Raw genomic sequence first — 25,480 nt, 5'->3', positions numbered from 1 at the left:
CGTGAGTGCAATCCGAGGGTCGCTGACCGAAGCCCCCGACCAGGCGGCGACGGCGAAACCCGCAGGCACCGCGCCGGGCGGACTCCGAGGGGAGTCCGCCTGGCGGCGGCGCGACCGGCGCTGGGGCTATGTGTTCGTCGGCCCACAGCTGATCGGCATGGCACTGTTCGTCGTGCTGCCGTTCGCGGCGAGCCTGGTGCTCGCCTTCGCCCAGTGGGACGGTCTCAACGACCTCAGCTGGGTGGGCTTCGACAACTTCCGCAACCAGCTCTCCGACCCGCTGTTCGGCAGGGCCATCCTCAACACCCTGCTGATCGCCGTGATCACGGTTCCGGTCGGCCTCGGCCTCGCCGTCGTGATCGCGGTGGCGCTGGAGAAGCTGAAGACGAAGACGCTGTACCTGATCCTGTTCTTCGCGCCCGTGGTCACCTCGTCGGTGGCAGTTGCGATGATCTGGCAGCAGCTGTTCCGCAAAGACGGCGTGATCAGCGGCTTCATCGCCAGCGTCTTCCACGTGCCAGCCCCGGACTGGCTGGGCGACCCGCACCTCGCGCTCATCGCGGTCTGCATCGTCTCCATCTGGTCGTCGCTCGGCCTCAACGTGATCATCTTCCTGGCCGGCCTGCAGAACATCTCTCCCGCCGTGATCGAGGCGGCGCGCATCGACGGGGCGGGGGCGCTGACTCTGTTCTTCCGCATCCGGATGCCGTTGCTGTCGCCGATCATGTTCTTCTCGTCGGTGATCGCGTTCATCAGTTCGCTGCAGACGTTCGACACCGTGTTCATCCTCACGGCGAACGCCGGCCCGGACAACGCGACCCGCACGATCGTCTACCACATCTACGATCTCGGCTTCGGGAAGTTCCAGTTCGGTCCGGCCAGCGCTGCGTCGGTGATCCTGCTGCTGATCACGCTCGTCATCACGGGCATCCAGTTCACGGCGCAGAAGAAGTTCGTCCACTACGAGGATGGTGCAGCATGACCACCGCCGTATCCGGGGCAGCCCGCGAGGGCCGCGCAGGCACCCGCGTCCGCAAGACGCTCCTCCATGTGGTGCTCGCCATCGGCGGCATCGCGATGGTCTTCCCGTTCATCTGGATGCTCATCACCTCGTTCAAGACGCTGCCCCAGCTCCTGAACGACCCGCTCAGCTTCCTCCCCACTCCGTTCACGTTCCAGAACTACGTGGATGCGTGGAACGACGCCCCGTTCGCGCAGGCGTATTTCAACAGCATCTACATCGCCGTGCTGGTGGTCATCGGCACGCTCATCACCGCGGCCATGGCCGGGTACGCGTTCGCGCGCATCCGGTTCCGCGGCAGCCGCGTGCTGTTCGTGGTGTTCCTGGCGACGCAGATGATCCCGATGCAGGTCACGCTCATCCCGTTCTACTTCCTGATGGCGAAGCTGGGCTGGGTGGACTCGCACCTGTCGCTGATCATCCCCGCCGCCCTGGCGAACCCGTTCGCGGTGTTCCTGATGCGCCAGTTCGTGCTGTCGCTGCCGAAGGAGCTGGAGGAGGCCGCGCTGGTCGACGGCGCAGGACGATGGCGCATCTTCTGGAGCATCATCCTCCCGAACCTGCGCCCGGGCCTCGGGGCGCTCGCGATCATCGTGGCGCTCAGCACCTGGAACAACTTCCTGCTTCCCCTTGTCCTGCTGAACAGTCAGGATCTCTTCACGGTTCCGCTGCTGCTGCAGAGCTTCCGCGGCCAGTTCGGCTCGATCAACTACGGGCTCATCATGGCGGCGTCGGCTGTGGCGACCATCCCGATGCTGATCGCGTTCGTCATCGGCCAGCGTCGCATCCTGAACAGCATGGCGGCGTCCGGACTGGGCGGCCGATGAGCGCGCCGGCGACGACGCGGGATGCACTGGATGCGGCGGCGCTGGATGCTGCCGCACAGGATGCGGCCGACCGTGCCGCTCGGTTCCTCGACCTGGAGAACGCGCCGTTCACGCTGCCGGGGTCGCGCATCCTGGTGCAGCGGACGGACGGCGGCATGACCGTGCGGCTGGCCGAGTACGAGCGCAGGCTCGACGACTGCGTCGTGGTGCGGGCGCTGCGGGTGTTCGGTGCGGACGGGCGCGTCGCGGAGATCGCGGACGTGCGCCCGGAGAGCATCGCGTTCGACGGGGGAGCGACCCTGACCTTCGACGGCCAGCGGGCGCTGAGCCTCGGCGGCGGCTCGCGGTGGACGGTCGAGCTGACCGTGCCGGGCGCGGTCGGCGCGCTCGGCGCGCTCGACGCCGCTCAGGCAGGCGACGCATCCGGTGCCTGGGCGCCCGGGCTGCCGTCGGCCGGCGAGGCGTCCTGGACGGCGACCGGCGCGGACGACCTGCTGGTGCGGGAGGTGGGCGGGGACACCGTCGTGCGGCTCTCGTTCCCCGGCGGAGACGGCGCGCAACTGCGGATCGCACTGGGCGCAGCCACGGCGGAGAACGCGGAGGCTTCGCACGCTTCGGGTACCCCGCACGCCTCCGCCCTCGCAGCCACCACATCCGTCTGGGCGGACTGGTTCGCCCGCACACCGCGGGTGCGTTCCGACCTCGCCGACCTCACGGCGTTCTGCTGGTGGGTGCTCGGCGCCAACATCGTCACCCTGCCCGGTCGCGGCGACGCGCGCGCCGTCGTCCCGTCGAAGATCGGCTACGTCGGCCTCTGGCAGTGGGACGCGTACTTCATCGCGGCCGGCCTCCGCCACGGCGCCCCGGAGCTCGCACGCGAGCAGCTCGCGCTCGCGTTCGGCTTCCCGGCACCGGACGGCCAGCTGCCCGACGTCGTGCACGACGACGGCGTGCTGGCGTCGAGCGACGACCTCCCGCCCGGCGACAGGGACACGCTGCGTCGCGCAGGCTCCTCCATCGCCGACCCGTCAGCGCCGATCCCGCTCACCAAGCCGCCGCTCGCCGCCTGGGCGCTGCGCTCGCTCGAAGGCCTGGTCGACGACCCCGCCTGGTTCGACGAGGCGTGGCAGACGGTCGCGCACAGCCAGGAGTGGTGGTTCGCGCACTCCGACCTCGACGGAGACGGGATGCCCGAGTACGGCCACCCGTACTCCTCCGGCCTCGATGACAGCCCGGTGTTCGACGGCGAGCTTCCCGTCGCCTCGCCGGATCTCGCGGCGTACCTGATCCTGCAGGACGACCTGCTCGCATCCCGGGCCAGGTCGGTGGGGGACACTGCGGCCGCCGAGCGCCACGCCGCACGAGCCGAGCGCACCCTCGCGCTGCTCGAGGCGATGTGGGACGACGCCGCCGGGTTCTTCCGTTCCCACGGAGCAGGCACGCCGCTCGCCGCGGAGACCGCCGTCAGTCTGCTCCCGCTGCTCACCGGCCGCCTTCCCGGCCGCATCGTGTCCAGGATGCTCGGAGCCCTCGACGACCCGGACCGGTTCGCGACGCCGTGGGCGATCCCCACGGTCGCTGCCCGGGATGCCGACTTCTCCGCAGAGCGGATGTGGCGCGGCCCCGTGTGGGTCAACATCAACGCCCTCATCGCCGAGGGGCTGGCCGTCTCCGGCCACGCGGACCGCTCCCGCGAGCTGGTCGAGGCGACGCTGCGCCTGGTGCAGCACGCCGGTGGACCGCACGAGTACTTCAACCCGCTCACCGGAAGGAAGGCCAAGACGGCGACGACGTCGTTCGGCTGGTCGGCCGCGCTGTGCGTCGACCTCGCGGTGCGCGCTTCGGGCTGAGGGCCGGAGACCGTGGGGCGACGGGATCGTTTGCCGCCTCTCTATGTATACAATATTCACTTTTGACAAAGGAGTCACCATGAAACGCCTCAGAACGCTCGTCCCGCTCGCCGCCGCCGCGCTCGTCCTGAGCGGGTGCGCGATGGCAGGGACCGCCTCCGGACCCGCTGCGACGCTCGACCCGGACGCGAAGGTGTCCGGCAGCATCACGGTCTGGTCATGGGATGCGGCAGCCGTCTCCCTCAAGCGCCTCGCGGGGGAGTACGAGAAGGAGCACTCCGGCACCAGCATCAAAGTCGTCGACATCGGCTACGACAATGCGTACGACAAGCTCTCCGTCGGTCTCCAGGCAGGCACGGGCCTGCCGGACCTGGTCACGATCGAGACCGACCACACGCCCGGCTACCTGAGCCAGTTCCCCGCAGGCTTCACCGACCTGACCCCGATCATCGGCGACAAGAAGGCCGACTTCGACCCGTCCAAGTGGGCGGCCTCCGTCGACGCATCCGGCGCGGTCAAAGCCGTGCCGTGGGACTCGGGAACGGTCGGGCTGTTCTACCGCTCCGACTACCTCGACGCCGCGGGAGTCGACCCGGCGAGCTTGACCACCTGGGATGCGCTCGTCACCGCGGGGGAGAAGATCAAGGCGAAAACCGGCCACACGCTCCTCACCGCCGATGTCTCCTCCGGCGGTCTGTTCCAGATGCTCCTGCAGCAGCAGGGCCAAGGCCTCTTCGACGACTCGGGCGAAATCGCCGTCTCGTCCCCGCAGGCCGTGAAGGCGCTCACCCTGCTCAAGGAGCTCAACGACAAGGGGCTTCTCAAGAACGTCACCGGCTGGGATGCGCGGGTCACCAGCGCGAAGAACGGCGACTCCGCCGTCACTCCGGAGGCGGTCTGGTGGATCGCGACCCTCACCGGCGAGGCGCAGGAGTTGAGCGGGAAGTACGGCGTGACCGAACTGCCCGCCTTCGGCACGGACGGCGCCCGCACCTCCAACAGCGGAGGCTCCGCGCTCGCCGTCCCCGCCCAGGCGAAGAACCCGCAGTTGGCCGCGTCGTTCGCCGCGTTCGCACTCGCAGACACCGCAAACCAGGTGTCGATGATGAAGAATGACGGCCTGTTCCCCTCCTACCTGCCCGCACTGAAAGACCCGCTGTTCCAGCAGTCGGACCCGTACTTCGGTGGCCAGAAGGTCTACCGCCTGTTCGCCGAGCAGACCGCGAAGATCCCGGCGATCAGCTACACCGCCGACAACGCGAAAGCGGGCGACATCGTCGCGAACGCCGTGGTCTCCTCCGTCATCAACGGAGCGGACCCCGCCACAGCGCTGAAGGATGCGGCGAAGCAGATCGCGACGGCCACCGGCCGCTCGATCGCGGGCTGAACATGGTCACCGTCGATTCCGTGACCGCGGATCGCACGGCGGCACCGGCAAGGACCACCCGGTCGCTGGGGCGCAGGCTCCAGCGACCGGGGGCCTGGTTCGCTCTGCCTGCCGCCGCGCTGTTCGCGATCTTCTTCGCGTATCCACTGGTCGTCTCGCTGTGGCAGAGCTTCTTCAGCACCAGGGGAGGAGTATCCAGGTGGGTAGGGCTTGACCAGTACGCGCGGCTGTTCGACGACCCGCTGGTGCTTACCAGCCTGAGCAACGCCGGGCTGATTCTCGTGGTTCAGGTGCCGATCATGATCGGCGTCGCGCTGGTGCTCGCGTACACGCTCAACCAGACCTGGCTGCGGTTCCGCACCGGCTTCCGGCTGATCTACTTCCTTCCCGCCGTGACGACGCTCGTCGCATACTCCGTGGTGTTCCGAGTGATGCTCGCGACGGACGGCGGGGCCGTGAACCAGCTCATCGGGCTGTTCGGGATCGCTCCGGTCGACTGGCTGAACGATGAGCTGTGGGCACGGGTGGCGCTGATCGCATCCATCACCTGGCGGTGGACCGGGTACAACATGGTCATCCTGCTCGCCGGCCTGCAGAGCATCCCCGCCGAGCAGTACGAGGCGGCACGGGTCGACGGGGCCGGGCGCTGGGCGACCTTCTCGAGGGTGATCGTTCCGCAGTTGCGGCCGGCCATCGTGTTCACCACGATCACCTCCACCATCGGCGCGCTGCAGCTGTTCGACGAGAACGTGATCCTCACCGGGGGAGGCCCGAACAACGCGACGCTGACGCCGGTGCTCTACCTCTACAAGGTCGGGTTCCAGCAGTTCGACCCCGGATACGCGTCCGCCATCGCCTGGCTGCTCGTGCTGCTCACCGGAATCATCTCGATCGTCCAGTTCCGTCTTCTGAGGGAGAAGAAATGATCCGCGCCCTGCGGCACACACCGGTCTACGTCCTGCTCGCAGCAGGGGCCGTTCTCAGCGTCGTCCCGTTCCTGTGGATGGTCGTGGCGTCGACCCACACGACGTCGTCGCTGTTCGCCACGCCGCTACCGGTGCTGCCCGGCGGCGAACTGCTCGCCAACCTGGCCAGGCTGCAGGCCGAGACCAACTTCGGCCTCGTGCTCGCCAACAGCCTCGGGATTGCCGTGGTCTACACGGTGTTCAGCTCGGCGGTGAGTGTGATGGCCGGGTACGGCCTGGCCAAGTTCCGGTTCCGCGGCCGCGGTGTCCTGATGGGCGTGGTGCTGGTGACCATGATGATCCCGATGCAGGTGCTGCTGGTGCCGCTCTTCCAGATGATGGCGAGCATCGGCTGGATCGACACGTACCAGGCCATCGTCGTGCCGTTCCTCGCGAACGCGTTCGGCATCTTCCTGATGCGGCAGGCGTTCCTCGACTTCCCCGACACGATCATCGAGGCGGCCCGCATCGACGGCGCCGGCGAGCTGCGCACCTTCTACCGGGTGGTGCTGCCCATCGCCAGGCCGCAGCTCGCCGCCCTGGTCATCTACACCTTCGTGAGCCAGTGGAACGCGTTCATCTGGCCGCTGCTGATGCTCAATACGGAGGACAAGTACACGGTCCCGGTGGCCCTCAATACGATGATCGGCCTGTCCAGGGTGGACTACTCCGGCCTGATGCTCGGCTCACTGCTGGCCACCATCCCGCTGCTGATCGTGTTCCTGCTGTTCCAGCGTCAGTTCGTCGCCGGGTTGCTCGGCGGAGCGGTGAAGGGGTGAGGTCAGCCCAGCCGCTCCCACGAGATGCCCGCGTCCGCGAGCAGGCGGCGCATCCCGTTCGTCCAGTTGGCCGCCAGCGCCTCTTTCGCCGCCGGAAGGTCGCCGTCGACCAGGTGGCGTGCGATGTCCGCATGCTCGATCGCGCTGCGTTCGACCATCACGTCGTCGGACACCAGCAGCGACTCGTAGCGGTGGATGGCGCGGCGCACGCCGGCGATCTCGTCGAGCAGTCGCTGGTTGGGGCAGGCGCTCAGCATCAGGTTGTGCCACTCGTCGTCGCGGCGGTTGACCAGCGCGTGCTGGGCGACGTCGTCGTTGAACTCGGCGGCGAGGGCGGCGAGCTGTGTGCCGATTCCGGCCAGCTCGTCGGCCGGGCTGAGGTCGAGCGCGAGGCTCTCCAGCGCCACGATGATGGGGCACAGTTCTTCGAATTCTCGGGCGCTCAGCGGCACGAACCGGAACCCTTTGCCGTTCTCCGACTCGATCTGCCCTTCGCTTTCGAGCGCGATCAGGGCCTCCCGCAGCGGCGTGCGCGACACGCCGAGCTCGGCGGCGAGCTGCACCTCGTTGATGCTCTCGCCCGGGCGCACGTCGCCGGCGCGCATTCTCGCGATGAGTTCTTCGCGCACCTGGGACCGCAGGTTCTTGCGCTCGATCACTGTGACCTCCTGGTCGGTTCGTGCGTGGCCTCCCGGCCGGCCGGCGTCGCCAGCTTAGGGCTTGACCCACCGCGGGAATCGCTTTAGCGTTACTGTATACAGAATACAGTCGACGGTTGCCCGGTGTAAAGCACCACGCCGTCGCCACCCCAGCACCACCCCAGAACAGCCCCAGCACAGCCGCAAGGAGACCAGTGACGACCACCTCGCCGCGGACCATCCGCCTCGACGCCCTCGCATACGGCGGCGACTACAACCCCGACCAGTGGCCGGAGAGCGTCTGGGCAGAGGATGCACGCCTCATGGTCGAGGCTGGGGTCAACCTGGTCACCCTTCCCGTCTTCTCCTGGCCGCTGCTCGAACCGCGTGAGGGCGAGTACGACTTCGCCGGCCTCGACCGCGTGATCGACCTGCTCTGGGAGCACGGCATCAGCATCGACCTGGCCACAGCGACCGCCACACCTCCCGCCTGGCTGGTCCGCGAGCATCCGGAGGTGCTGCCCTGGAACGCCGACGGCGTCCGGCTCGAGTTCGGCTCGCGGCAGACGTACTGCCCCAGCTCTCCGGTGTTCCGGGATGCGGCCCTCCGCCTCACGCGCACCCTCGCCGAACGCTACGGCGAGCATCCGGCACTCGCGCTCTGGCACGTGTCGAACGAGTACGGCGACCACGTCTCCCGCTGCTGGTGCCCGGAGTCGGCCCGCCACTTCCGCCGCTGGCTGCGCGACCGCTACGAGACGATCGACGGCCTCAACGCGGCCTGGGGCACCAGCTGCTGGGGGCAGCACTACCTCGACTTCGACCAGATCGAGCCGCCGCGCACGGCCACCGGCCCGATCAACCCTGCCCAGCTCCTCGACTTCGAGCGCTTCTCCTCCGACGCGCTGCTCGAACTCTTCCAGTCCGAGATCGACGTGCTGCGCGAGGTCACCCCGGACATCGCGGTCACCACCAACTTCATGAGCCTGTTCCGCGAGCTCGACTACTGGGACTTCGCCGACGCGGAGGACATCGTCACCGACGACGCGTATCCCGACCCCGCCGATCCGGATGCGCACATCGGCGCCGCCCTCAACTACGGCCTCATGCGTTCCCTCAAAGACGGCCGCCCCTGGCTGCTGCTCGAACAGGCGCCGAGCGCGGTGAGCTGGCGCGAGGTCAACGTGCCGAAGGCGCCGGGTCAGATGCGCGTCGGCAGCATGCAGGCGCTCGCCCACGGGTCGGACGGCGTGCTGTTCTTCCAGTGGCGGCAGGCCAAGTTCGGTCCGGAGAAGTTCCACTCCGCGATGCTCGGCCACCGCGGAGAGCGCAGCCGCACCTTCCAGGAGACCAAGGCGCTCGGGGCCGAACTGAAGAAGCTCGCGCCGATCAAGGACACCCGCGTGCGCGCATCCATCGCCCTCGTCGCGGACTGGGACTCCTGGTGGGGCGTCAGCGAACCGGAGTCCCTGCCGTCCGTCCGCCTCGACTGGCTGAAGGAGGCGCGGGCCTGGCACGCCGCCGCGTATGCGCTCGGCCAGCCGGTGGATGTCGCCCGCGCCGCCGGTCCGTACGGAGAGCACCGGGTGCTGCTCGTCCCCAACCTCTACGCCACCACCCCCGAGCAGGCGGATGCGCTCTCGGCGTTCGTCGCGGAGGGAGGCCAGCTGGTCGTCGGACCGTTCTCCGGCGTCGTCGACCACAGCGAGCAGGTGCACGACGGAGGCGCCCCAGGCCCGCTGCGCGACCTGCTGGGCGTGGAGGTGGACGAGTGGTGGCCGCTGGCGGACGGGCAGACGGCGTCCGTCGCGTTCGGCGGCGAGCGCCACGGCGTCCGCGTCTGGAGCGAGTGGATCGAGGCGGCGGACGGCACGGAGGTGCTCGCCCACTACAGCGACGGCGACCTCGCCGGGCGTCCGGCCGTCACGCGCCGCGCATCCGGTGCCGGCGCCGCCTGGTACCTGAGCGCCGGTCTCGACAGCGACGGGATGCGCGCCGTGCTCTCCGAGGTGTTCGCCGCCGCCGGCGTGCCTGTCCCCGCCTCCGCCGGGCGCGACACCGACCTCGAGGTCGTCACCCGAACCGACGGCGTCACCGACTACACGTTCGTCCTCAACCACGGGCGCCGCACGCTCACCGCTCCGCGCATCCCGGGCGGCCGCGACCTCCTCACCGACGCCGACGCCGATGCCGCCGACGGGCTGCGGCTCGGGCCCTTCGGCGTCGCCGTCATCGCCCACCCCACCCGCACAGAACCGGCCGGCGCATGACGCCGCAGCCATCGTCCCCACCCACCACCGACCGCGAGGCCACCATGACCCAACCATTCGTCCACCCGTACGTGCCGAACACGGCGCCGGCATCCCGTCAGGCGATGCTCGACGCCGTCGGCGCGGAGTCCGTCGAGGAGTTCTACGCCGACGTGCCAGCCGACCTGCGCCTGGCCGGCCCGCTCGACCTGCCGGAGCCGCTCGTCGCCGAGCAGGACCTGGTGCGTCACGTCGGCGGCCTGCTGCGCCGCAACCGCGCGGTGGAGCCCGGCCGGCTGTTCCTCGGCGCCGGCACGTACCAGCACGCCGTGCCCGCCGTGGTGGACGAGGTCATCAACCGCAGCGAGTTCCTCACCGCGTACGCCGGAGAGCCGTACGAGGACCACGGCCGGTTCCAGGCGCTGTTCCAGTACCAGTCGCTGATGGGCGAGCTGCTCAACCAGGATGTGGTCAACGTGCCGACGTACGACGGCTTCCAGGCCGCGGCGACCTCTCTCGCGATGGCGGGCCGCATCACCGGCCGCCGCACCGTGCTGCTGGTGAGCGACGCGCATCCGGACAAGCTGTCCAAGGTGCGCGACTACATCGCACCGACCATCGACCTCGTCCTGGTCCCCACCGTCGACGGCGTCGCCGACGTCGCCGCGGCCACCGGGATGCTCGACGACGCGACGGCAGCGATTTGGATCGAGACCCCGAGCTACACCGGAGCACTCGAGACCGCCGTCGCCGAACTCTCCGACGCCGCCCACGCGGTCGGAGCCGTCGTCATCGTCGGCACCGACCCGATCGGTCTCGGCATCCTCACCCCGCCCGCCGATCAGGGCGCGGACATCGTCCACGGCGACATCCAGTCCCTCGGGCTGCACCCCTGGTTCGGCGGAGCGCACGCCGGTTTCATCGCCGTGCACGACGATCCCCGCTTCGTGATGGAGATGCCGTCGCGCCTGTTCGGCCTCGCCTCCACCGACGTGCCGGGCGAGTACGGCTTCGGCGACGTCGCATACGACCGCACCTCCTTCGCCCTCCGCGAGGAAGGGAAGGAGTGGGTCGGCACCGCCGCAGCGCTCTGGGGCATCGCGGCGGGCGTCTACCTCTCCCTGATGGGCCCGAAGGGCATGGCGGAGGTCGGAGAGACCGTCCTCGCCCGCACGGCGTACGCCTCCCGCGCCCTCGCCGCCCTTCCCGGCGTGGCGCTCGCCGACGGGGCGACGCACTTCCGCGAGTTCGTCATCGACCTCCGGGATGCGGCGCACACCGCACCGGAACTGGTCGCCGCCGGCCGCGCATCCGGATTCGAGCCCGGCCACGCCATCGACGAGACGCACCTCCTGGTGTGCGTCACAGAGCAGAACACCCAGTCAGACATCGACGACCTCGCCGCCGTGCTCTCCGACGCCCTCGGCGCCGGTGCTGCGGCTGGCGCACAGAAGAAGGAGCAGAGCGCATGAGCCTCCCCATCGCCCCCAAACCGCCCGTGCGGCGTTTCCACCAGGCGCGCTGGGACGAGCCCGTCGTGTTCGAACTGCACACGCCGGGCGAGCGCGGAGTGCTCGTCTCCCGCCCGGAGGCCGGCGTGCGCGAGGCCGTCGGCGACGTCGTCGCGGCGCTTCCCGCATCCCTCCGGCGCAGTGCACCGCCCGCGCTGCCGGAGATCGGGCAGATGCGGGTGCTCAAGCACTACCTGCGCCTCAGCCAGGAGAACCTCGGCGCCGACCTCAACGTCGACGTCGGCCAGGGCACCTGCACCATGAAGTACGCGCCGAAGGTCAACGAGGCGATCATCCGGACCCCCGACCTCACCGAGCTGCACCCGCTGCAGGATCCGGCGAGCGCGCAGGGCATCCTCGAGATCGTCTGGCGCACCGAGCGGATGCTCGCCGAGATCTCGGGAATGAGCCGCGTCTCCCTGCAGACCAGCGGAGGATCGGAGGCGATCTGGGCCAACATCTCGATGATCCGCGCCTACCACGCCTCCCGCGGCGAGGCCGAGCAGCGGGATGAGGTCATCACCACGATCTTCTCCCACCCGTCCAACGCGGCGGCGGCCAAGGCGGCGGGATACCGGGTCATCACCATCCACCCGGATGCGGACGGCTACCCCGACATCGACGCCCTCCGCGCCGCGCTCTCCCCGCGCACCGCGGCGATCATGGTCACCAACCCGGAGGACACGGGCATCTACAACCCGCGCATCCGGGAGTGGGTGGAGCTCGCGCACGGTGTCGGCGCGCTCGCCTCGTACGACCAGGCCAACGCCAACGGCATCCTCGGCATCACCCGCGCCCGCGACGCCGGATTCGACGTGTGCCACTTCAACCTGCACAAGACGTTCGGAACGCCGCACGGCTGCGGCGGCCCCGGCTCGGGAGCGAACGCCGTCTCCGAAGCGCTTGCGCCGTTCCTGCCGGGCCCGGTGGTCGAGCGGGTCGGCGACCGCTACGTCCTGGATGGCGACCGGCCCCAGTCGATCGGCTCTGTCGCCCCGTTCTACGGCGTCATCCCGAACATCGTGCGCACGTACGCCTGGATCAGCGCGCTCGGCGCGGAGGGCCTGCGCGCCGTGGCAGAGACGGCGGTGCTGAACAACAACTACCTGATGAAGCGCATCCTCGCGATCCCCGGGGCCAGCGCACCGTACGCGACCGGCCGCCGCCGCATCGAGCAGGTGCGGTACTCCTGGCAGGAGCTGTTCGAGGAGACGGGCATCAGCTCGGAGGAGATCGGCGTCCGCGCCTCCGACTTCGGCATGCACTACTGGACCAGCCACCACCCGTACATCGTTCCGCAGCCGTTCACGCTCGAACCGACGGAGTCGTACTCGATGGCCGAACTGGACGAGTACGCCAACGTGCTCGCCGAGGTCGCCCGCGAGGCCCGCGAGACGCCGGAGGTGGTGCGCACGGCGCCGCACAACCAGACCGTGCACCACACGCACCACGACGACCTGGACGACCCGGATCGCTGGGCGGTGACCTGGCGGGCGTACCAGCGGAAGTACGCCGGGGCGGGAGAGGGTGCGTTCGCGCCGTTCTCCGCTCCGTCGTCCGAGGCGGCTGGCGCTGGTCCTGCGACTGGTGCTGCCGCTGGCGCTGCGTCGGCCTCCTCCTCCGACGAGGCTGCTGCGTAGATGTCCTCCCTCCGTCAGCTCCGCCCGGCGATCGGGGTGGTCGTGAACCCCGTCGCCGGGATCGGGGGACCGGCCGGCCTCGTCGGCAGCGACGGCGAGGCGGTGCAGCGCGAGGCCGCCGCGCGCGGTTCGCACGCCCGTGCCGCCGAGCGCGCTGCCGCGGCCCTCGCGGTGCTGGCGGGCGCGCATCCCGGGCTGGAGGTGCTGACGGCGTCCGGGCCGCTCGGCGAGGATGCGGTGCGCGCCGCCGGTCTCCTCCCGCGCGTCGTCTACGCTCCGGATGCGCGGCGCGGCCAAACGGGCGACGGCCTCGTGGGCGTCGGCCTAGCGGGCGACGGCACCACGGGCGACGACACCGCGCGTGCCGTCGCGGCCTTCGTGGCCGATGGCGCCACCCTCGTGCTGTTCGCGGGTGGAGACGGCACGGCACGGGATGCGGCACGAGGCGCCCCGGCGCACACCGCGCTGCTCGGCATCCCGGCCGGGGTCAAGATGTACTCCGGCTGCTTCGCCGTCGCTCCCGCCGCAGCGGGCGCGATCGCCGCGGAGTGGCTGACCGCCGGCGGCCTGCCGACGCGCGAGGCGGAAGTCCTCGACCTTGACGAGGAGCTCCTGCGCGCCGGCCGGCCGGACCCTCGCCTGTTCGCGCTCGTCCGCGTCCCCGTCGCCCGCGAGCGCACCCAGGCACGCAAAGCGCCCACCCCCACCAGCGAGGCCGACGCCGTCCGCCGGGCAGCGGCGGGCGCCGTCGCCGCCATGCGGCCGGGCGTGCGCTACCTGCTCGGGCCCGGAGGAACGCTCGCCGCGGTGTCGCGCGAACTGGGCGTGCCGGCCACCCCGCTCGGCGTCGACATCGTGCAGGACGGAATGCTCGTCGCACGCGACGTGTCGGAGCAGCAGGCCATCGCATCCATTGCCGGACACCCCGCGCAGGCCGTCGTGACCGTGATCGGCGGCCAGGGCTTCCTCCTCGGGCGCGGCAATCAGCAGCTCTCGCCCGCCGTGCTCGACGCCATCGGCTCCGACCCTCTGCTCGCCGGCCCCCTGATGGTTGTCGCGACCGAACAGAAACTCATCGACCTCGCCGGACGACCGCTCCTGGTCGACACCGGCGACACCAGCCTCGACGCACGCCTCGCCGGTCACCTCCGGGTGATCACCGGTCCGTCGTCGTCGAGCATCTACCCTGTCAGTGCCGCCAGTGCGGCCACCACCGAAGGAGCGCACACATGCGTCTAGCCGACAAGTCCGCCATCGTCACCGGAGGAGCCGGCGGCATCGGTCGCGCCACCTCCCTCGCCTTCGCGGCGGAGGGCGCGCGCGTCGCCGTCGTGGATGTCGCGCCCGGCGCGGCGGAGAAAGTCGCGGAGGAGATCCGCGCGGCGGGAGGCACAGCCATCGCCCTCACAGCAGACGTGTCGAACGAGTCGGACATCGAGCGGGTCGTCGCGGACACCGTCTCCGTGTTCGGGGGCGTCGACGTCGTCTTCAACAACGCGGGCATCATCCGCCGCACCACTGCGGTCGAGACCACGGCAGACGAGTGGGACCGCGTCTTCGGCGTCAACGTCAAAGGCATCTTCCTGATGTGCAAGCATGTCGTGCCCGTCATGGCGGCGAACGGCGGAGGATCCATCGTCAACACCGGCTCCGGATGGGGGCTCAAGGGAGGAGCGCAGGCCATCTCGTACTGCGCATCCAAGGGTGCGGTCGTCAACATGACCCGCGCGCTCGCCATCGACCACGGCCCGCAGGGCATCCGCGTCAACTCGGTGAACCCCGGAGACGTCAACACCGGGATGCTCCGCGACGAGGCCCGTCAGCTCGGCCAGGAGGCCGGCTCGTTCCTCGCGGAAGCCGCCGACCGCCCGCTCCAGCGCATGGGCGAGCCGCAGGAGATCGCCGCCGCCGTCGTCTGGCTCGCCTCCGACGAGTCCTCGTACGTGACCGGTTCCGCGCTCGTCGTGGACGGTGGAGGCATCGCCTAGCGACGCCTTCGTCCGCGTGCAATAGGAGCGGGAAAAATGCGACGCCGCAAATTTCAGGTGCGGTGTCACGAATGTCGGAGGCTTCTGCCACAATCTTCAGGTACCGAAAGCCACCCCTGGGGGAATCCTTGATCCTGCTCCGTCTTACCCTGCGTCACGCGCGCCCATATGTGTGGGGGATCGTGGGGGTCGTGGTCCTGCAACTGCTGTCCACGATCGCCGCGCTCTACCTGCCCAGTCTCAACGCCCAGATCGTCGACAAGGGCGTCGTCACCGGAGACACCGACTTCATCTGGAACACCGGCATGACGATGCTCGTCGTCTGCCTCGCGCAGGTGCTGACCGCCGTCGGCGGCATCTATTTCGGCGCCAAGGTGTCGATGGCGGTCGGCCGCGACCTGCGTCGTGAGGTCTACCGCAAGGTCGATTCCCTCGACGCCCTCGACGTCGGCCGCTGGGGCACGGCGACGCTCATCACCCGCAACACGAACGACGTGCAGCAGGTGCAGATGCTCGTGCTGATGACGCTCAACTTCATGGTGTCGACGCCGATCATGTGCATCGGCGGCATCATCATGGCCCTGCGCGAAGACATCGGGCTGTCCTGGCTGGTCTGGGTGTCCGTTCCTGTCCTGTTCGTCGTGGTGGGCATCCTGGTCGTGCTCCTGCTTCCGCTGTTCCGCGAGATGCAGGAGCGCATCGACAAGGTCAACGGCGTGCTGCGCGAGCAGATCGTCGGCATCCGCGTCATCCGGGCGTTCGTCCGCGAGCCGTTCGAGTCTGAGCGCTACGCGGAGGCCAACCTGGCACTCACCAAGGTGTCGGTGCGGGTCGGCAACATCTTCGTCCTGATGTTCCCCGTCATCATGGTCATCCTGCACCTCGCGACGGCCGCCGTCCTCTGGTTCGGCGGACAGCGCGTGGATGCCGGTCAGATGCAGGTGGGCTCGCTCACCGCGTTCCTGCAATACCTGCTGATGATCCTCACCGCGGTCATGATGGGCGTGTTCATGGTGATGATGATCCCGCGCGCCGTCGTCTGCGCCGGGCGCATCGACGAGGTGCTGTCGACCGAGGCGTCCGACGCCGGGCGAGCAGGGGATGCGCCGCTGCCGTCCTCCGGCAGGGTCGAGTTCCGGGGTGTCACCTTCGGCTACCCCGGTGCGGAGAAGCCGGTGCTGAGCGACATCGACTTCGTCGCCGAGCAGGGCAAGATGACGGCCATCGTCGGATCGACCGGCGCAGGCAAGACCACGCTGGTCAACCTCGTGCCCAACCTCTACACGGCGCAGCAGGGCACCGTCACCATCGGAGGGGTGCGGGTCGACTCGCTCACCAGGGCGCAGCTCGCCGGCGTGCTCGGGCTCGTCCCGCAGCGTCCGTACCTCTTCTCCGGCACGATCGCATCGAACCTCCGGTTCGGCCGGCCCGACGCCACGGACGAGGAGCTGTGGGAGGCGCTCCGCGTCGCCCAGGCCGAAGACTTCGTGCTGGCCAAGGAGGGCGGGCTCGACGCGCGCATCTCCCAGGGCGGCACCAACGTCTCCGGCGGTCAGCGCCAGCGACTCTGCATCGCCAGGGCGCTGGTCTCGCAGCCGCAGGTGTACCTCTTCGACGACTCGTTCTCGGCCCTCGACGTCGCGACGGACGCCCGCCTTCGCGCGGCCCTCGCCGACGCGACGAGAGACGCAGCGGTGATCGTGGTCGCACAGCGTGTGTCGACCATCCGGGAGGCGGACACCATCATCGTCCTCGACGACGGCCGCATCGTCGGCCGAGGAACCCATGACGAACTCCTCGAGACGAGCGAGACCTACCGCGAGATCGTCGAATCGCAGCTGAGCCTGGAGGTGGCCTGAGATGGCACGCAAGCGTGCGGACGACGTCCTCGAACGCGACGACGTCACGGCCCCCGAGGTCGAAGACTACGAGTTCACCCCCACCGAGGCGGACGGCGACATGTTCGGCGGAGCCCCGGCCAAGAAGGCGCAGAACTTCTGGCCGTCTCTGCGCAGGCTGCTCGGCCTGCTCCGTCCGGAGCGCGTGCAGTTCTCGTTCGTGGTCGGGCTCGTCGTCATCTCGGTGATCCTCACCGTCATCGCGCCGAAGATCCTCGGTTCGGCGATGGATGTGATCTACCGCGGCGTGATCGGCAAGGGGCTCCCCGCCGGCCAGTCGCTCGACCAGCAGATCGAGCAGGCACGCGCGGCGGGCAACGACCAGTTCGCCGACATGCTCGCCAAGACCCAACCCATCCCGGGCGTCGGCATCGACTTCGTCGAGCTGAGCCGTCTCATCTTCATCGTGCTCGCCATCTACCTGGTGGCCTCGTTCCTGATGTGGGCGCAGGGCTACGTGCTCAACGCCCTCGTCATGCGCGTCGTCTACCGTCTGCGCGCCGACGTCGAGACCAAGCTCAACAGGCTGCCGCTCAGCTACTTCGACACCCGCCAGCGCGGTGACCTGATGTCGCGCGTCACGAACGACGTCGACAACATCCAGGCCGCGCTGCAGCAGGCGTTCTCGCAGCTGGTCCAGTCGGTGCTCACCGTGCTCGGCATCACGATCATGATGTTCATCGTCTCGTGGCAGCTCGCCCTCATCGCCCTGATCGCGCTGCCGCTGTCCGGCATCATCGCCGGCGTGATCGGCTCGCGCTCGCAGAAGCTGTTCGCGGCGCAGTGGAAGAACACCGGCTCGCTCAACGGTCACATCGAGGAGTCGTACTCCGGGCTCGAGCTGGTCCGCGCCTTCGGCCGCGACGAGGTCATGCTCGCCGAGTTCGACGAGCGCAACGAGAAGCTCTACCGGGCATCCTTCGGCGCGCAGTTCGTGTCCGGCACGATCATGCCGGCGATGACGTTCGTGTCCTACCTGTCCTACGTGCTGATCGCCGTCGTCGGCGGCCTCCGCGTCGCGACAGGGCAGATGACGCTCGGAGACGCGACGGCGTTCATCCAGTACTCGCGCGAGTTCACGCAGCCGATCACCCAGGTGGCCGGCATCGCGAACATGCTGCAGTCCGGTGTCGCCTCCGCGGAGCGCACGTTCGAGTTCCTCGACGCCGACGAGCAAGACCCGGACGACGTCAAGGCGGAGCTCCCGGAGCGCACGGACGGTCACGTCGAGTTCGAGAACGTCTCGTTCAGCTACTCGCCGGCCACGCCGCTCATCGAAGATCTCTCGTTCTCGGTCGAGCCGGGGCACACGGTCGCGATCGTCGGCCCGACCGGCGCGGGCAAGACCACCCTGGTCAACCTCGTGATGCGCTTCTACGAGCTGAACTCCGGCCGCATCCTGCTCGACGGCATCGACATCACCGAACTGGCGAGGGCCGAACTGCGCGAGCAGGTCGGCATGGTGCTGCAGGACGCCTGGCTGTTCGGCGGCACGATCCGCGAGAACATCCGCTACGGCCGCCTCGACGCCACCGACGAGGAGGTGGTCGACGCGGCGAAGGCCACGATGGTCGACCGGTTCGTGCGTCAGCTGCCGGACGGCTACGACACGGTCCTCGACGCGGACGGCGGAAGCGTCTCGGCCGGTGAGCGCCAGCTCATCACCATCGCGCGCGCGTTCATCGCCAACCCGTCCCTGCTCATCCTCGACGAGGCCACCTCCTCCGTCGACACCCGCACCGAGCTGCTGGTGCAGCAGGCGATGGCGGCCCTCCGCACCGACCGCACCTCGTTCGTGATCGCCCACCGCCTGTCCACGATCCGGGATGCGCACACCATCCTGGTCATGGAGAACGGCGCCATCGTGGAGCAGGGCAACCACGAAACCCTCCTCGGCCGCCGCGGCGCGTACTACGACCTCTACATGACGCAGTTCCGTGGCGAAGACGCGGAGGCGGAGGCCGAGCTCCTCGAAGCGGCCGCCGTGCCGCCCGGCGTCGAGTCGGGTGCGTTCGGTGGGGCGGCTGCGGCTGAGTCGGCCGAGACTGTGTCCGTTGAGGCTGTGTCCGATCCGGCAGGGGACGGCAGCACGCCCGCGAGCTAAGCTGTGTGCGTCCGGGGCCGTGGGCGCCCCGGGCGCACAAAGGGGGATGCCGTGAATCCGATCGTTCCGCTCTGGGCGCCGTACTACGGTGCACCGCTCGGTGCCGCATTCGTGCGGTTCTGGAAGAAGTACGCACGCTTCGACGGCCGGGCCAGCCGCAGCGAATACTGGTGGTGGTTCTTCGTCAACGCGATCGTCGGCCTGGTGCTGTACATCCTCTTGCTGGTCCTCGGCCTCTCCGGCGCCACCACCGACGACAGCGGCCGCTCGGTTCCAGGCCCCGGCTTCGCCGTCGGCATCGTCCTGCTCGTTCTCTGGGGTCTGGCCACCATCGTCCCGGGCATCGCGCTGACCGCGCGCCGCCTCCACGATGTGAACCTGAGCGGCTGGCTGATCCTCCTCGTCCTCATCCCGAGCCTCGGCGGCATCGCCATCTTCGTGATGACCCTCCTCCCACCGAACCCGGCAGGCGCCCGCTTCGACCGCCCGGACTCCGAGGTCCCCGGCTACGTCCCGGTCGTCCCCGGCGCCGCCCTCCCTCCCCGCGACTACGGCTGGCCCGAGTCCCCGCTTCCCTACGCGAGCCCCGCGGGCGGCCAGCCCCTCTACGCCTCCCCGCAGACCCCGCCGCCCGCCGCGCCGCCGTCCGCGCCGTCGGCACCATCGTCGCCCCAGCCACCTGTCGCACCGCCTGCCGCTCCGCCGACCCAGCCGCCCGCTCCGCCGACCCAGCCGCCCGCGCCGCCGACGCAGCCACCCGCCCCGCCAGCCCCACCGGCCCCACCCGCGCCCTGACCGCTACCGCACGCAGAACGGCCCCCGATGCCGGAGCATCGGGGGCCGTTCGTCGCGCGGGGCGTTCGCGTCGTTACGCGAGCGCGCCGATCGCGAAGCTGACCGCGCCCTGGTCGTCCACCTGGGCGTCGAGGATCTTGTCGTCGAGGGCGACCGCGGCGCCCTCTTCGAGGAACAGGCGTGCGCCGCCGGACTCGACCACCTGGTCGGCGGGCTCCGGCGCGGGGGTGACCGCCGCCGCGAACGACGTGTTCTGGGGGTTGTTGCTGCTGATGCGCAGTCCGGCCTCGTCCTGCGGGGCCTGCTCGGTGAGCGTCTTGACGATCGTGCTGGCGTTCTCTGTCAGGGTGAGCATGATGCTCTCCTTTCCGTTTGTTTCCAGGAGTCGCCTACGCTCCCGCACCCGCCGCAACCCTGCAAGGGGAATCGCCGTCATTGCCAGGGAACACTCACCTGCGACCCCCTCTAGGCTCGACGAATGGACTCTCTCATACCGGTCATCTGGTTGTGGCTCGCCATCATGACGGGCGGACTCGCGCAGGCCAAGGGTCGTTCCGGGTGGACCTGGTTCGTGCTCGGCCTCATCCTCGGCCCGATCGCCGCGACCTGGCTGGTCGCCTGGAAACAGTTCCAGCCGACCACGCCCGCCGCTCCCGCGAGCCCCGCAGCGCCGCCTCCGACCCCGGAAGCCGACCCCTCCTAGCCGACGCGCAGCAACGCCGCCCCGCGCGTCAAGCCCCGACGACCGCCACGAATTCGCGGTTGAACGCGGGCAGGTCGTCGGGTTTCCGCGACGACACGAGCACGAACGGTCGCTCGTCCAGCACGACCTCCTCGTCCACCCAGCGGGCTCCGGCGTTGCGGTAGTCCGTCTGCAGGCTCGGCCAGCTGGTCAGTGTGCGGTCGGCGACCACCCCTGCTTCGATCAGCACCCACCCGCCGTGGCAGATCACGCCGATCGGTTTGCCGGCCGCAGCGAACGCCGAGACCAGGGCCACCGCATCCGGTTGCGTGCGCACGAAGTCGCCGTTCGCCACCCCGCCGGGGAGCATCAGTGCGTCGTAGTCGTCGGCCGTCGCGTCGGCCAGGGTCACGTCGACCGGGAACGTGTCGGCCGGGGTCAGGTGGTTGAACGCCTGCACCTCTCCCGCCTTCTCGGAGACCAGGACCGGCGTTCCGCCTTCGTCGGCGACCGCTTTCCACGGCTCCACGAGCTCTGCCTGTTCGATGCCTTCCTCCGCCACCAGGAACGCGACCTTCTTGCCGTTGAGTGCCATTTTCTCTCCTTCTCTCCCATCCACCTGTACGCCTGTGACGCGGCAGAATGAACCCATGACGCACATCCCGGAGCTTCTTCTCAACGACGGCAACCGCATCCCGCAGCTGGGCTTCGGCGTGTACAAGATCCCGGATGCGGAGACCCCGGATGCGGTGCTCACCGCCATCGACGCCGGGTACCGGCACATCGACACGGCTGCGTTCTACGAGAACGAGCGCGGGGTGGGCGAGGGCATCCGCCAGAGCGGCCTCGACCGCGACGAAGTGTTCGTGACCACCAAGGTCTGGTGGGACCAGAACGGCTACGACAGCACCCTCCGGTCGTTCGACGACAGCCTCGAACGGCTCGGCTTCGACAGCGTCGACCTGTTCCTCATCCACTGGCCCGCGCCGAAGCACGACAAGTACGTCGACACCTGGCGTGCGCTCGAGACGATCCGGGATGAGGGGCGAGCCAGGTCGATCGGCGTCGCCAACTTCCACATCCATCACCTGGAACGGCTCGCGCGAGAGACGGACACCGTGCCCGCCGTCAACCAGGTGGAGCTGCACCCGTGGCTGCCGCAGGCGGAGGTGCGCGCGTACGGTGCGGAGCACGGCATCGTCACCGAGGCGTGGTCGCCGCTCGCCCGCGGCCGCATCCTCGGGAACGAACCGCTCGCGCGCATCGCAGAGAAGCACGGCGTGACACCTGCGCAGGCCGTGATCCGCTGGCAGCTTCAGCTCGGCAATGTTGTCATCCCGAAGTCGGTCACCCCTGACCGCATCCGCCAGAACCTCGACGTCTTCTCGTTCGAGCTCGACGCCGACGACCTCGCCACCATCGCCACCCTCGAGTCCGGCGAGCGCACCGGCCGCGACCCCGACGACCTCGGCTGACGCCCGCCCCGGCGCCGCCGCGCCCTGCGCTACTCGCCGGTCGGGTGCGCGCCGACCGCGTCGACGAGCCAGGCGTAGGCGAACGCCCGCTCCCGCCACGCCGAATACCGGCCGGATACCCCGCCGTGCCCGGCAGCCATCTCGATCTTCAGCAGCGCGTCGGCTCCCACCTCGCGCAGCCGCGCCACCCATTTCGCGGGTTCCACGTACAGCACGCGGGTGTCGTTGAGGCTGGTCACGGCCAGGATGCGCGGGTAGTGGGTGTCGTGCACGTTCTCGACCGGGGAGTACGACTTCATGTACGCGTACACCTCCTCGTCGTGCAGCGGGTCGCCCCACTCGTCCCACTCGATCACCGTCAGCGGAAGCGACGGGTCCAGGATGCTCGTGAGCGGGTCGACGAACGGCACCTCCGCCAAAATCCCCGAGAAGTATTTCGGCGCCAGGTTCGCGACGGCGCCCATCAGCAGGCCGCCCGCGCTGCCGCCCTGCGCCGCGAGCCGGTCCGGAGCCGTCCATCCGGTGTCGATCAGGTGTCGCGCGCTGTCCACGAAGTCGGTGAACGTGTTCTTCTTGTGCAGCTTCTTGCCGTGCTCGTACCAGAGCCGTCCCAGCTCGCCGCCGCCGCGCACGTGCGCGATGGCGAACACGATGCCTCGGTCGAGCAGGCTGAGCCGGGGGATGCCGAACGACGGGTCCATGCTCGCCTCGTACGACCCGTACCCGTAGAGCACGAGCGGCGCGGGCTCGCCCGGCGTGACCAGGTCGCGCCGGTACACCAGTGAGATCGGGATGCGCGTGCCGTCCTTCGCGGTCGCCCACTCGCGCTTCTGGGCGAACAGCGCAGGGTCGAACTCTCCGAGCACGGCCTGCTGTTTGCGCATCCGGAGTTCGCGGGTGCGCACGTCGTAGTCGTACACAGTGGAGGGGGTGACGAAGCTGCCGTAGCCGAGGCGCAGGGTCGGCTGAGTCCATTCGGGGTTGCCGCCGGCGCCGACGGTGAAGAGTTCTTCGTCGAAGTGCAGCTCGTGCAGGGTGTCGTCGGCGGAGCCTCCGTCTTCCGGCACGCAGGCGACGGCCACGCGGGTGAGCCCCTCCCTGCGGTACTCGACGGCCACGAAGTCGCGGAACGCGTCCACCCCTTCGAGCCGGACGTCGGGGTTGTGGGGGAGCAGCACGCGCCTGGCGCCCTGCGGGTCGTCGGCGGCCACGCTCACCAGCTCGAAGTTGACGGCGTCGTCGTTGTGCACGATCAGCAGCCGGTCGCGTCCGCCGACGACGGCGTGCTCGACGTCGTACTCGACGCCCTCCTTGCGCGGCCAGACAACGGCGAACTCGCCGGTCGGGTCGCTCGACCGCAGCAGCCACGCCTCGCTGGTGATGTTCGACCCGGCCTCGATGACCAGGAAGTCGCGACTGCGGGTGAGCCCGACGCCGATCCAGTAGCGCTCGTCCGGCTCGTGGAACACCTGCACGTCGGTGCCGGGTGCGCCGTCCCCGACCCTGTGCCGCCACACCGTGTCCGGACGCCAGGCGTCGTCGACGGTCGTGTAGAAGATGTACTCGCCGCTCTGATCGAACAGCGCACCGGATGCGGTGTCCTCGATCTCGTCGGGGAACTCCACCCCGTCGTCCACCAGCGACCGCACCCGGATCGTGTACCGCTCGTCGCCTTCCGTGTCGACCGCCCACAGCAGTCGCGTGCCGTCGGCGCTCACGTCGAAGCTGCCGAGCGCGTAGAACTCGTGCCCCTCCGCCTCAGCGTTGTCGTCGAGCAGGATCTGCTCACCCGGCAGCCCGTTGCGCTGCGCCTCCTCGTCGAGCGCCGGCGGCTCCCAGTCGTCAGCGCCGGCGATGGGCGCGCGGCAGTGGATGCCGTACTGCTTCCCCTCGACCGTCCGCGTGTAATACCACCAGTCGCCTTCGCGGGTGGGGACGCTCAGATCGGTCTCGCGGGTGCGCCCTTTGATCTCTTCGAAGATCTGCTCGCGCAGCAGCGCCAGGTTCTCGGTGCGGGCGTTGGTGTACGCGTTCTCCTCGTGCAGGTGAGCGACGACGGCCGGATCGTCCTTGTCGCGCAGCCACTCGTACTGGTCGACGTACACGTCCCCGTGATGGATGCGTTCTGTCGGCTTCTTCGGCGTGATCGGCGGCGTGAGCATTCCATCAGGCTACCGTCCGCCATCCCGCCCGCGCCCGTCGAGCTCGGCCCCGAGCGCCAGCAGAGCCGAGTGGATGCGCGCGAAGTCGACCGGCGCCGCGAGGCTCTTCCGCGCCTCCCTGACCGCGCGCCGCAACCGCGCGGCGGCGGTGTCGGCCGCGCCATCACCCGCGAGCCGCGCATCCACTGCCGGCCCCAGCGCGAGCGCCACCTCGATGCAGTCGATCGCCCTGATCGTCTTCCGCCCGCCCACGATGCGCCGCGCCCGGTGCGCCGGCGCCAGTTGTTCGACGCGGGCCAGGGACGTTCGGAACGCCCCGACCCGCTCGTCCGGCGGTACAGCGGGGTCGGCCGGGGCGAACACCGCACCGAGCGCCACCAGCATCTCCGACAGTCGCTTGCGCACCACATCGTCGGAGCGGACGGGCAGCACGAACCACGCCGCCGCGATCCCGATCACCGCACCGGTCACGATCGCGAGCACCCTCTCGCCGAGCACCGCCCAGAGCGACGCTCCCGTGGGCGCGACGCCGAGCAGTCCCTGGAGCAGCGCGACGGCGAGCGTCACGGCCAGCGCCCAGAACGCGTAACTGTATCCGCGCAGCCAGGTGCCGACGAACAGGGCGGCGAAGATGACGACGACCGCGAGCATCCCGGTCGGCTCCGCCACGAACGTGAACGCCACGGCGACGATTGTGCCGCCCAGCGCCCCCGCCACCCGTAGCGCACTCTTGTGCACCACATCCCCGCGCCCCCGGTTGCCGGAATTGACGATGAAAGCGGTCAGCACGGTCCACATCGCATGGTCGGGGAACAGCAGCCAGCCAGCGACGAACGCCGCGGCGAGGGCCGCCGCCATCTGCAGCGCCATGCGGGTGCTCGCCGGGAGGCGGCGGGGCGCAGGGGCGGCAGCGGCGGCCGCCCCGGCACCCTCGCCCGCCCGAGCACCCTCGCCCGACCCAGCAACCTCACCCACAACCGCAACCCCCGCCAGCACCCCAACCTCCCTGGCGACCGCCACCCACGCAACAGCCACCACGGACGCGCCGACCAGCAGCACCAGATCCAGCCACCACCGCCCGGTCTGCGCCCCCGCCCCCGGGGCGACGAGGATCGCTGTGAACGGCAGCGTGACCAACGCCCCCAGCCGCGCAATCCTCCCGCCGAACCGCCGCATCCAGATCGGCACGCTCATCCCGGCCACGAACGCGACCGCGCCGACCACCGGCGCCGCGACGAGCAGCCACCCGACCCCCGCCGCCACGAGCCCGATCACGGGAAGCAGCGCCGCCGACCGCGCGAACTCACCCCGCGACGCGAACGTCCTCCGCGACAGCGTCAGCGCCACCACGGTCGCAAGCACAGCGGTGCCGTACCCGCCACCGACCGCGACCGCGATCCACCACATGGTCGCGCACGCTCCCGCGGCGGCCGCGACGGAGATCAGGGCGGAGAGCCCAGCGCGGGCCACGGGATGCATGGGTGCATTTTCTCACCCGCAGCGTGTCGA

21 protein-coding genes are annotated in these 25,480 nt (G+C 69.7%); 16 read left to right on the top strand and 5 right to left on the bottom strand.

Annotated features, from left to right (window positions below; all coding sequences use genetic code 11):
• The first annotated feature begins 1 nt into the window (after position 1).
• From AC1ROC_RS14435 to AC1ROC_RS14410, 6 genes are all read left to right on the top strand, one after another.
• The gene (locus AC1ROC_RS14435; RefSeq protein ID WP_247597269.1) at positions 2 to 982 is read left to right on the top strand and encodes a carbohydrate ABC transporter permease; all 981 of its coding nucleotides are present in this window, start codon (positions 2 to 4) and stop codon (positions 980 to 982) included.
• Positions 979 to 1,848: a carbohydrate ABC transporter permease gene (locus tag AC1ROC_RS14430; RefSeq protein WP_493000967.1), complete on the top strand. Its 870-nt coding sequence runs from the start codon at positions 979 to 981 to the stop codon at positions 1,846 to 1,848. The genes AC1ROC_RS14435 and AC1ROC_RS14430 overlap by 4 nt, the downstream gene beginning before the upstream one ends.
• Positions 1,845 to 3,698: an amylo-alpha-1,6-glucosidase gene (locus tag AC1ROC_RS14425; RefSeq protein WP_493000965.1), complete on the top strand. Its 1,854-nt coding sequence runs from the start codon at positions 1,845 to 1,847 to the stop codon at positions 3,696 to 3,698. The genes AC1ROC_RS14430 and AC1ROC_RS14425 overlap by 4 nt, the downstream gene beginning before the upstream one ends.
• Positions 3,699 to 3,777: 79 nt before the next feature.
• Complete coding sequence (locus AC1ROC_RS14420; protein WP_493000963.1) at positions 3,778 to 5,085, top strand: ABC transporter substrate-binding protein; 1,308 nt, start codon at positions 3,778 to 3,780, stop codon at positions 5,083 to 5,085.
• A 20-nt stretch (positions 5,086 to 5,105) separates the two neighbouring features.
• The gene (locus tag AC1ROC_RS14415) at positions 5,106 to 6,011 is read left to right on the top strand and encodes a carbohydrate ABC transporter permease (RefSeq protein ID WP_493000961.1); all 906 of its coding nucleotides are present in this window, start codon (positions 5,106 to 5,108) and stop codon (positions 6,009 to 6,011) included.
• Complete coding sequence (locus tag AC1ROC_RS14410; protein WP_434951387.1) at positions 6,008 to 6,829, top strand: carbohydrate ABC transporter permease; 822 nt, start codon at positions 6,008 to 6,010, stop codon at positions 6,827 to 6,829. Before AC1ROC_RS14415 ends, AC1ROC_RS14410 begins: the two co-directional genes overlap by 4 nt.
• Positions 6,830 to 6,831: 2 nt before the next feature.
• Here the strand turns inward: AC1ROC_RS14410 and AC1ROC_RS14405 are convergent, their stop codons facing one another.
• Positions 6,832 to 7,488 carry a GntR family transcriptional regulator gene (locus tag AC1ROC_RS14405; protein ID WP_434951388.1) on the bottom strand — a complete coding sequence of 219 codons (657 nt, stop codon included), beginning with the start codon at positions 7,486 to 7,488 and terminating at the stop codon, positions 6,832 to 6,834.
• A 194-nt stretch (positions 7,489 to 7,682) separates the two neighbouring features.
• Here AC1ROC_RS14405 and AC1ROC_RS14400 point away from each other — a divergent pair, with 194 nt between their 5' ends.
• From AC1ROC_RS14400 to AC1ROC_RS14365, 8 genes are all read left to right on the top strand, one after another.
• On the top strand, positions 7,683 to 9,737 hold the full coding sequence (locus tag AC1ROC_RS14400) for a beta-galactosidase (RefSeq protein ID WP_493000958.1): 2,055 nt from the start codon (positions 7,683 to 7,685) through the stop codon (positions 9,735 to 9,737).
• A 44-nt stretch (positions 9,738 to 9,781) separates the two neighbouring features.
• Positions 9,782 to 11,188: an aminomethyl-transferring glycine dehydrogenase subunit GcvPA gene (gcvPA, locus tag AC1ROC_RS14395; protein ID WP_493000957.1), complete on the top strand. Its 1,407-nt coding sequence runs from the start codon at positions 9,782 to 9,784 to the stop codon at positions 11,186 to 11,188.
• On the top strand, positions 11,185 to 12,867 hold the full coding sequence (gene gcvPB / locus AC1ROC_RS14390; protein ID WP_493000955.1) for an aminomethyl-transferring glycine dehydrogenase subunit GcvPB: 1,683 nt from the start codon (positions 11,185 to 11,187) through the stop codon (positions 12,865 to 12,867). Before gcvPA ends, gcvPB begins: the two co-directional genes overlap by 4 nt.
• Positions 12,868 to 14,106, top strand: coding sequence for an ATP-NAD kinase family protein (locus AC1ROC_RS14385; RefSeq protein ID WP_493000953.1), 1,239 nt, complete (start codon positions 12,868 to 12,870; stop codon positions 14,104 to 14,106).
• On the top strand, positions 14,097 to 14,855 hold the full coding sequence (locus AC1ROC_RS14380; RefSeq protein WP_168688545.1) for an SDR family NAD(P)-dependent oxidoreductase: 759 nt from the start codon (positions 14,097 to 14,099) through the stop codon (positions 14,853 to 14,855). The genes AC1ROC_RS14385 and AC1ROC_RS14380 overlap by 10 nt, the downstream gene beginning before the upstream one ends.
• 128 nt (positions 14,856 to 14,983) lie before the next feature.
• Positions 14,984 to 16,714 carry an ABC transporter ATP-binding protein gene (locus tag AC1ROC_RS14375; RefSeq protein WP_168688546.1) on the top strand — a complete coding sequence of 577 codons (1,731 nt, stop codon included), beginning with the start codon at positions 14,984 to 14,986 and terminating at the stop codon, positions 16,712 to 16,714.
• A 1-nt stretch (position 16,715) separates the two neighbouring features.
• On the top strand, positions 16,716 to 18,857 hold the full coding sequence (locus tag AC1ROC_RS14370) for an ABC transporter ATP-binding protein (protein ID WP_168688547.1): 2,142 nt from the start codon (positions 16,716 to 16,718) through the stop codon (positions 18,855 to 18,857).
• Between the two features lie 51 nt (positions 18,858 to 18,908).
• Positions 18,909 to 19,652 carry a DUF805 domain-containing protein gene (locus tag AC1ROC_RS14365; RefSeq protein ID WP_493000949.1) on the top strand — a complete coding sequence of 248 codons (744 nt, stop codon included), beginning with the start codon at positions 18,909 to 18,911 and terminating at the stop codon, positions 19,650 to 19,652.
• Positions 19,653 to 19,725: 73 nt separating this feature from the next.
• Here the strand turns inward: AC1ROC_RS14365 and AC1ROC_RS14360 are convergent, their stop codons facing one another.
• Positions 19,726 to 20,007: a Fe-S cluster assembly protein HesB gene (locus AC1ROC_RS14360; protein ID WP_085368791.1), complete on the bottom strand. Its 282-nt coding sequence runs from the start codon at positions 20,005 to 20,007 to the stop codon at positions 19,726 to 19,728.
• Between the two features lie 123 nt (positions 20,008 to 20,130).
• Between AC1ROC_RS14360 and AC1ROC_RS14355 the strand changes: the two genes are divergently transcribed.
• Positions 20,131 to 20,355 (top strand): hypothetical protein, encoded by a 225-nt coding sequence (locus AC1ROC_RS14355; RefSeq protein WP_493000946.1) that lies wholly within the window; start codon positions 20,131 to 20,133, stop codon positions 20,353 to 20,355.
• Between the two features lie 28 nt (positions 20,356 to 20,383).
• Here the strand turns inward: AC1ROC_RS14355 and AC1ROC_RS14350 are convergent, their stop codons facing one another.
• The gene (locus AC1ROC_RS14350; protein WP_493000944.1) at positions 20,384 to 20,929 is read right to left on the bottom strand and encodes a type 1 glutamine amidotransferase domain-containing protein; all 546 of its coding nucleotides are present in this window, start codon (positions 20,927 to 20,929) and stop codon (positions 20,384 to 20,386) included.
• Positions 20,930 to 20,984: 55 nt separating this feature from the next.
• Here AC1ROC_RS14350 and AC1ROC_RS14345 point away from each other — a divergent pair, with 55 nt between their 5' ends.
• Complete coding sequence (locus AC1ROC_RS14345; protein ID WP_493000942.1) at positions 20,985 to 21,809, top strand: aldo/keto reductase; 825 nt, start codon at positions 20,985 to 20,987, stop codon at positions 21,807 to 21,809.
• Between the two features lie 29 nt (positions 21,810 to 21,838).
• Here the strand turns inward: AC1ROC_RS14345 and AC1ROC_RS14340 are convergent, their stop codons facing one another.
• Both AC1ROC_RS14340 and AC1ROC_RS14335 read right to left on the bottom strand, forming a co-directional pair.
• A complete protein-coding gene (locus tag AC1ROC_RS14340; protein WP_085368787.1) occupies positions 21,839 to 23,971 on the bottom strand; it encodes a S9 family peptidase in 2,133 nt (710 codons plus the stop codon).
• A 9-nt stretch (positions 23,972 to 23,980) separates the two neighbouring features.
• Positions 23,981 to 25,450, bottom strand: coding sequence for an FUSC family protein (locus AC1ROC_RS14335; RefSeq protein WP_085368786.1), 1,470 nt, complete (start codon positions 25,448 to 25,450; stop codon positions 23,981 to 23,983).
• Positions 25,451 to 25,480 lie beyond the last annotated feature (30 nt).

This window comes from Leifsonia sp. GW821-FHT13C05 (genome assembly GCF_058806515.1).
This window is presented reverse-complemented; position numbering and strand designations above follow the sequence as displayed.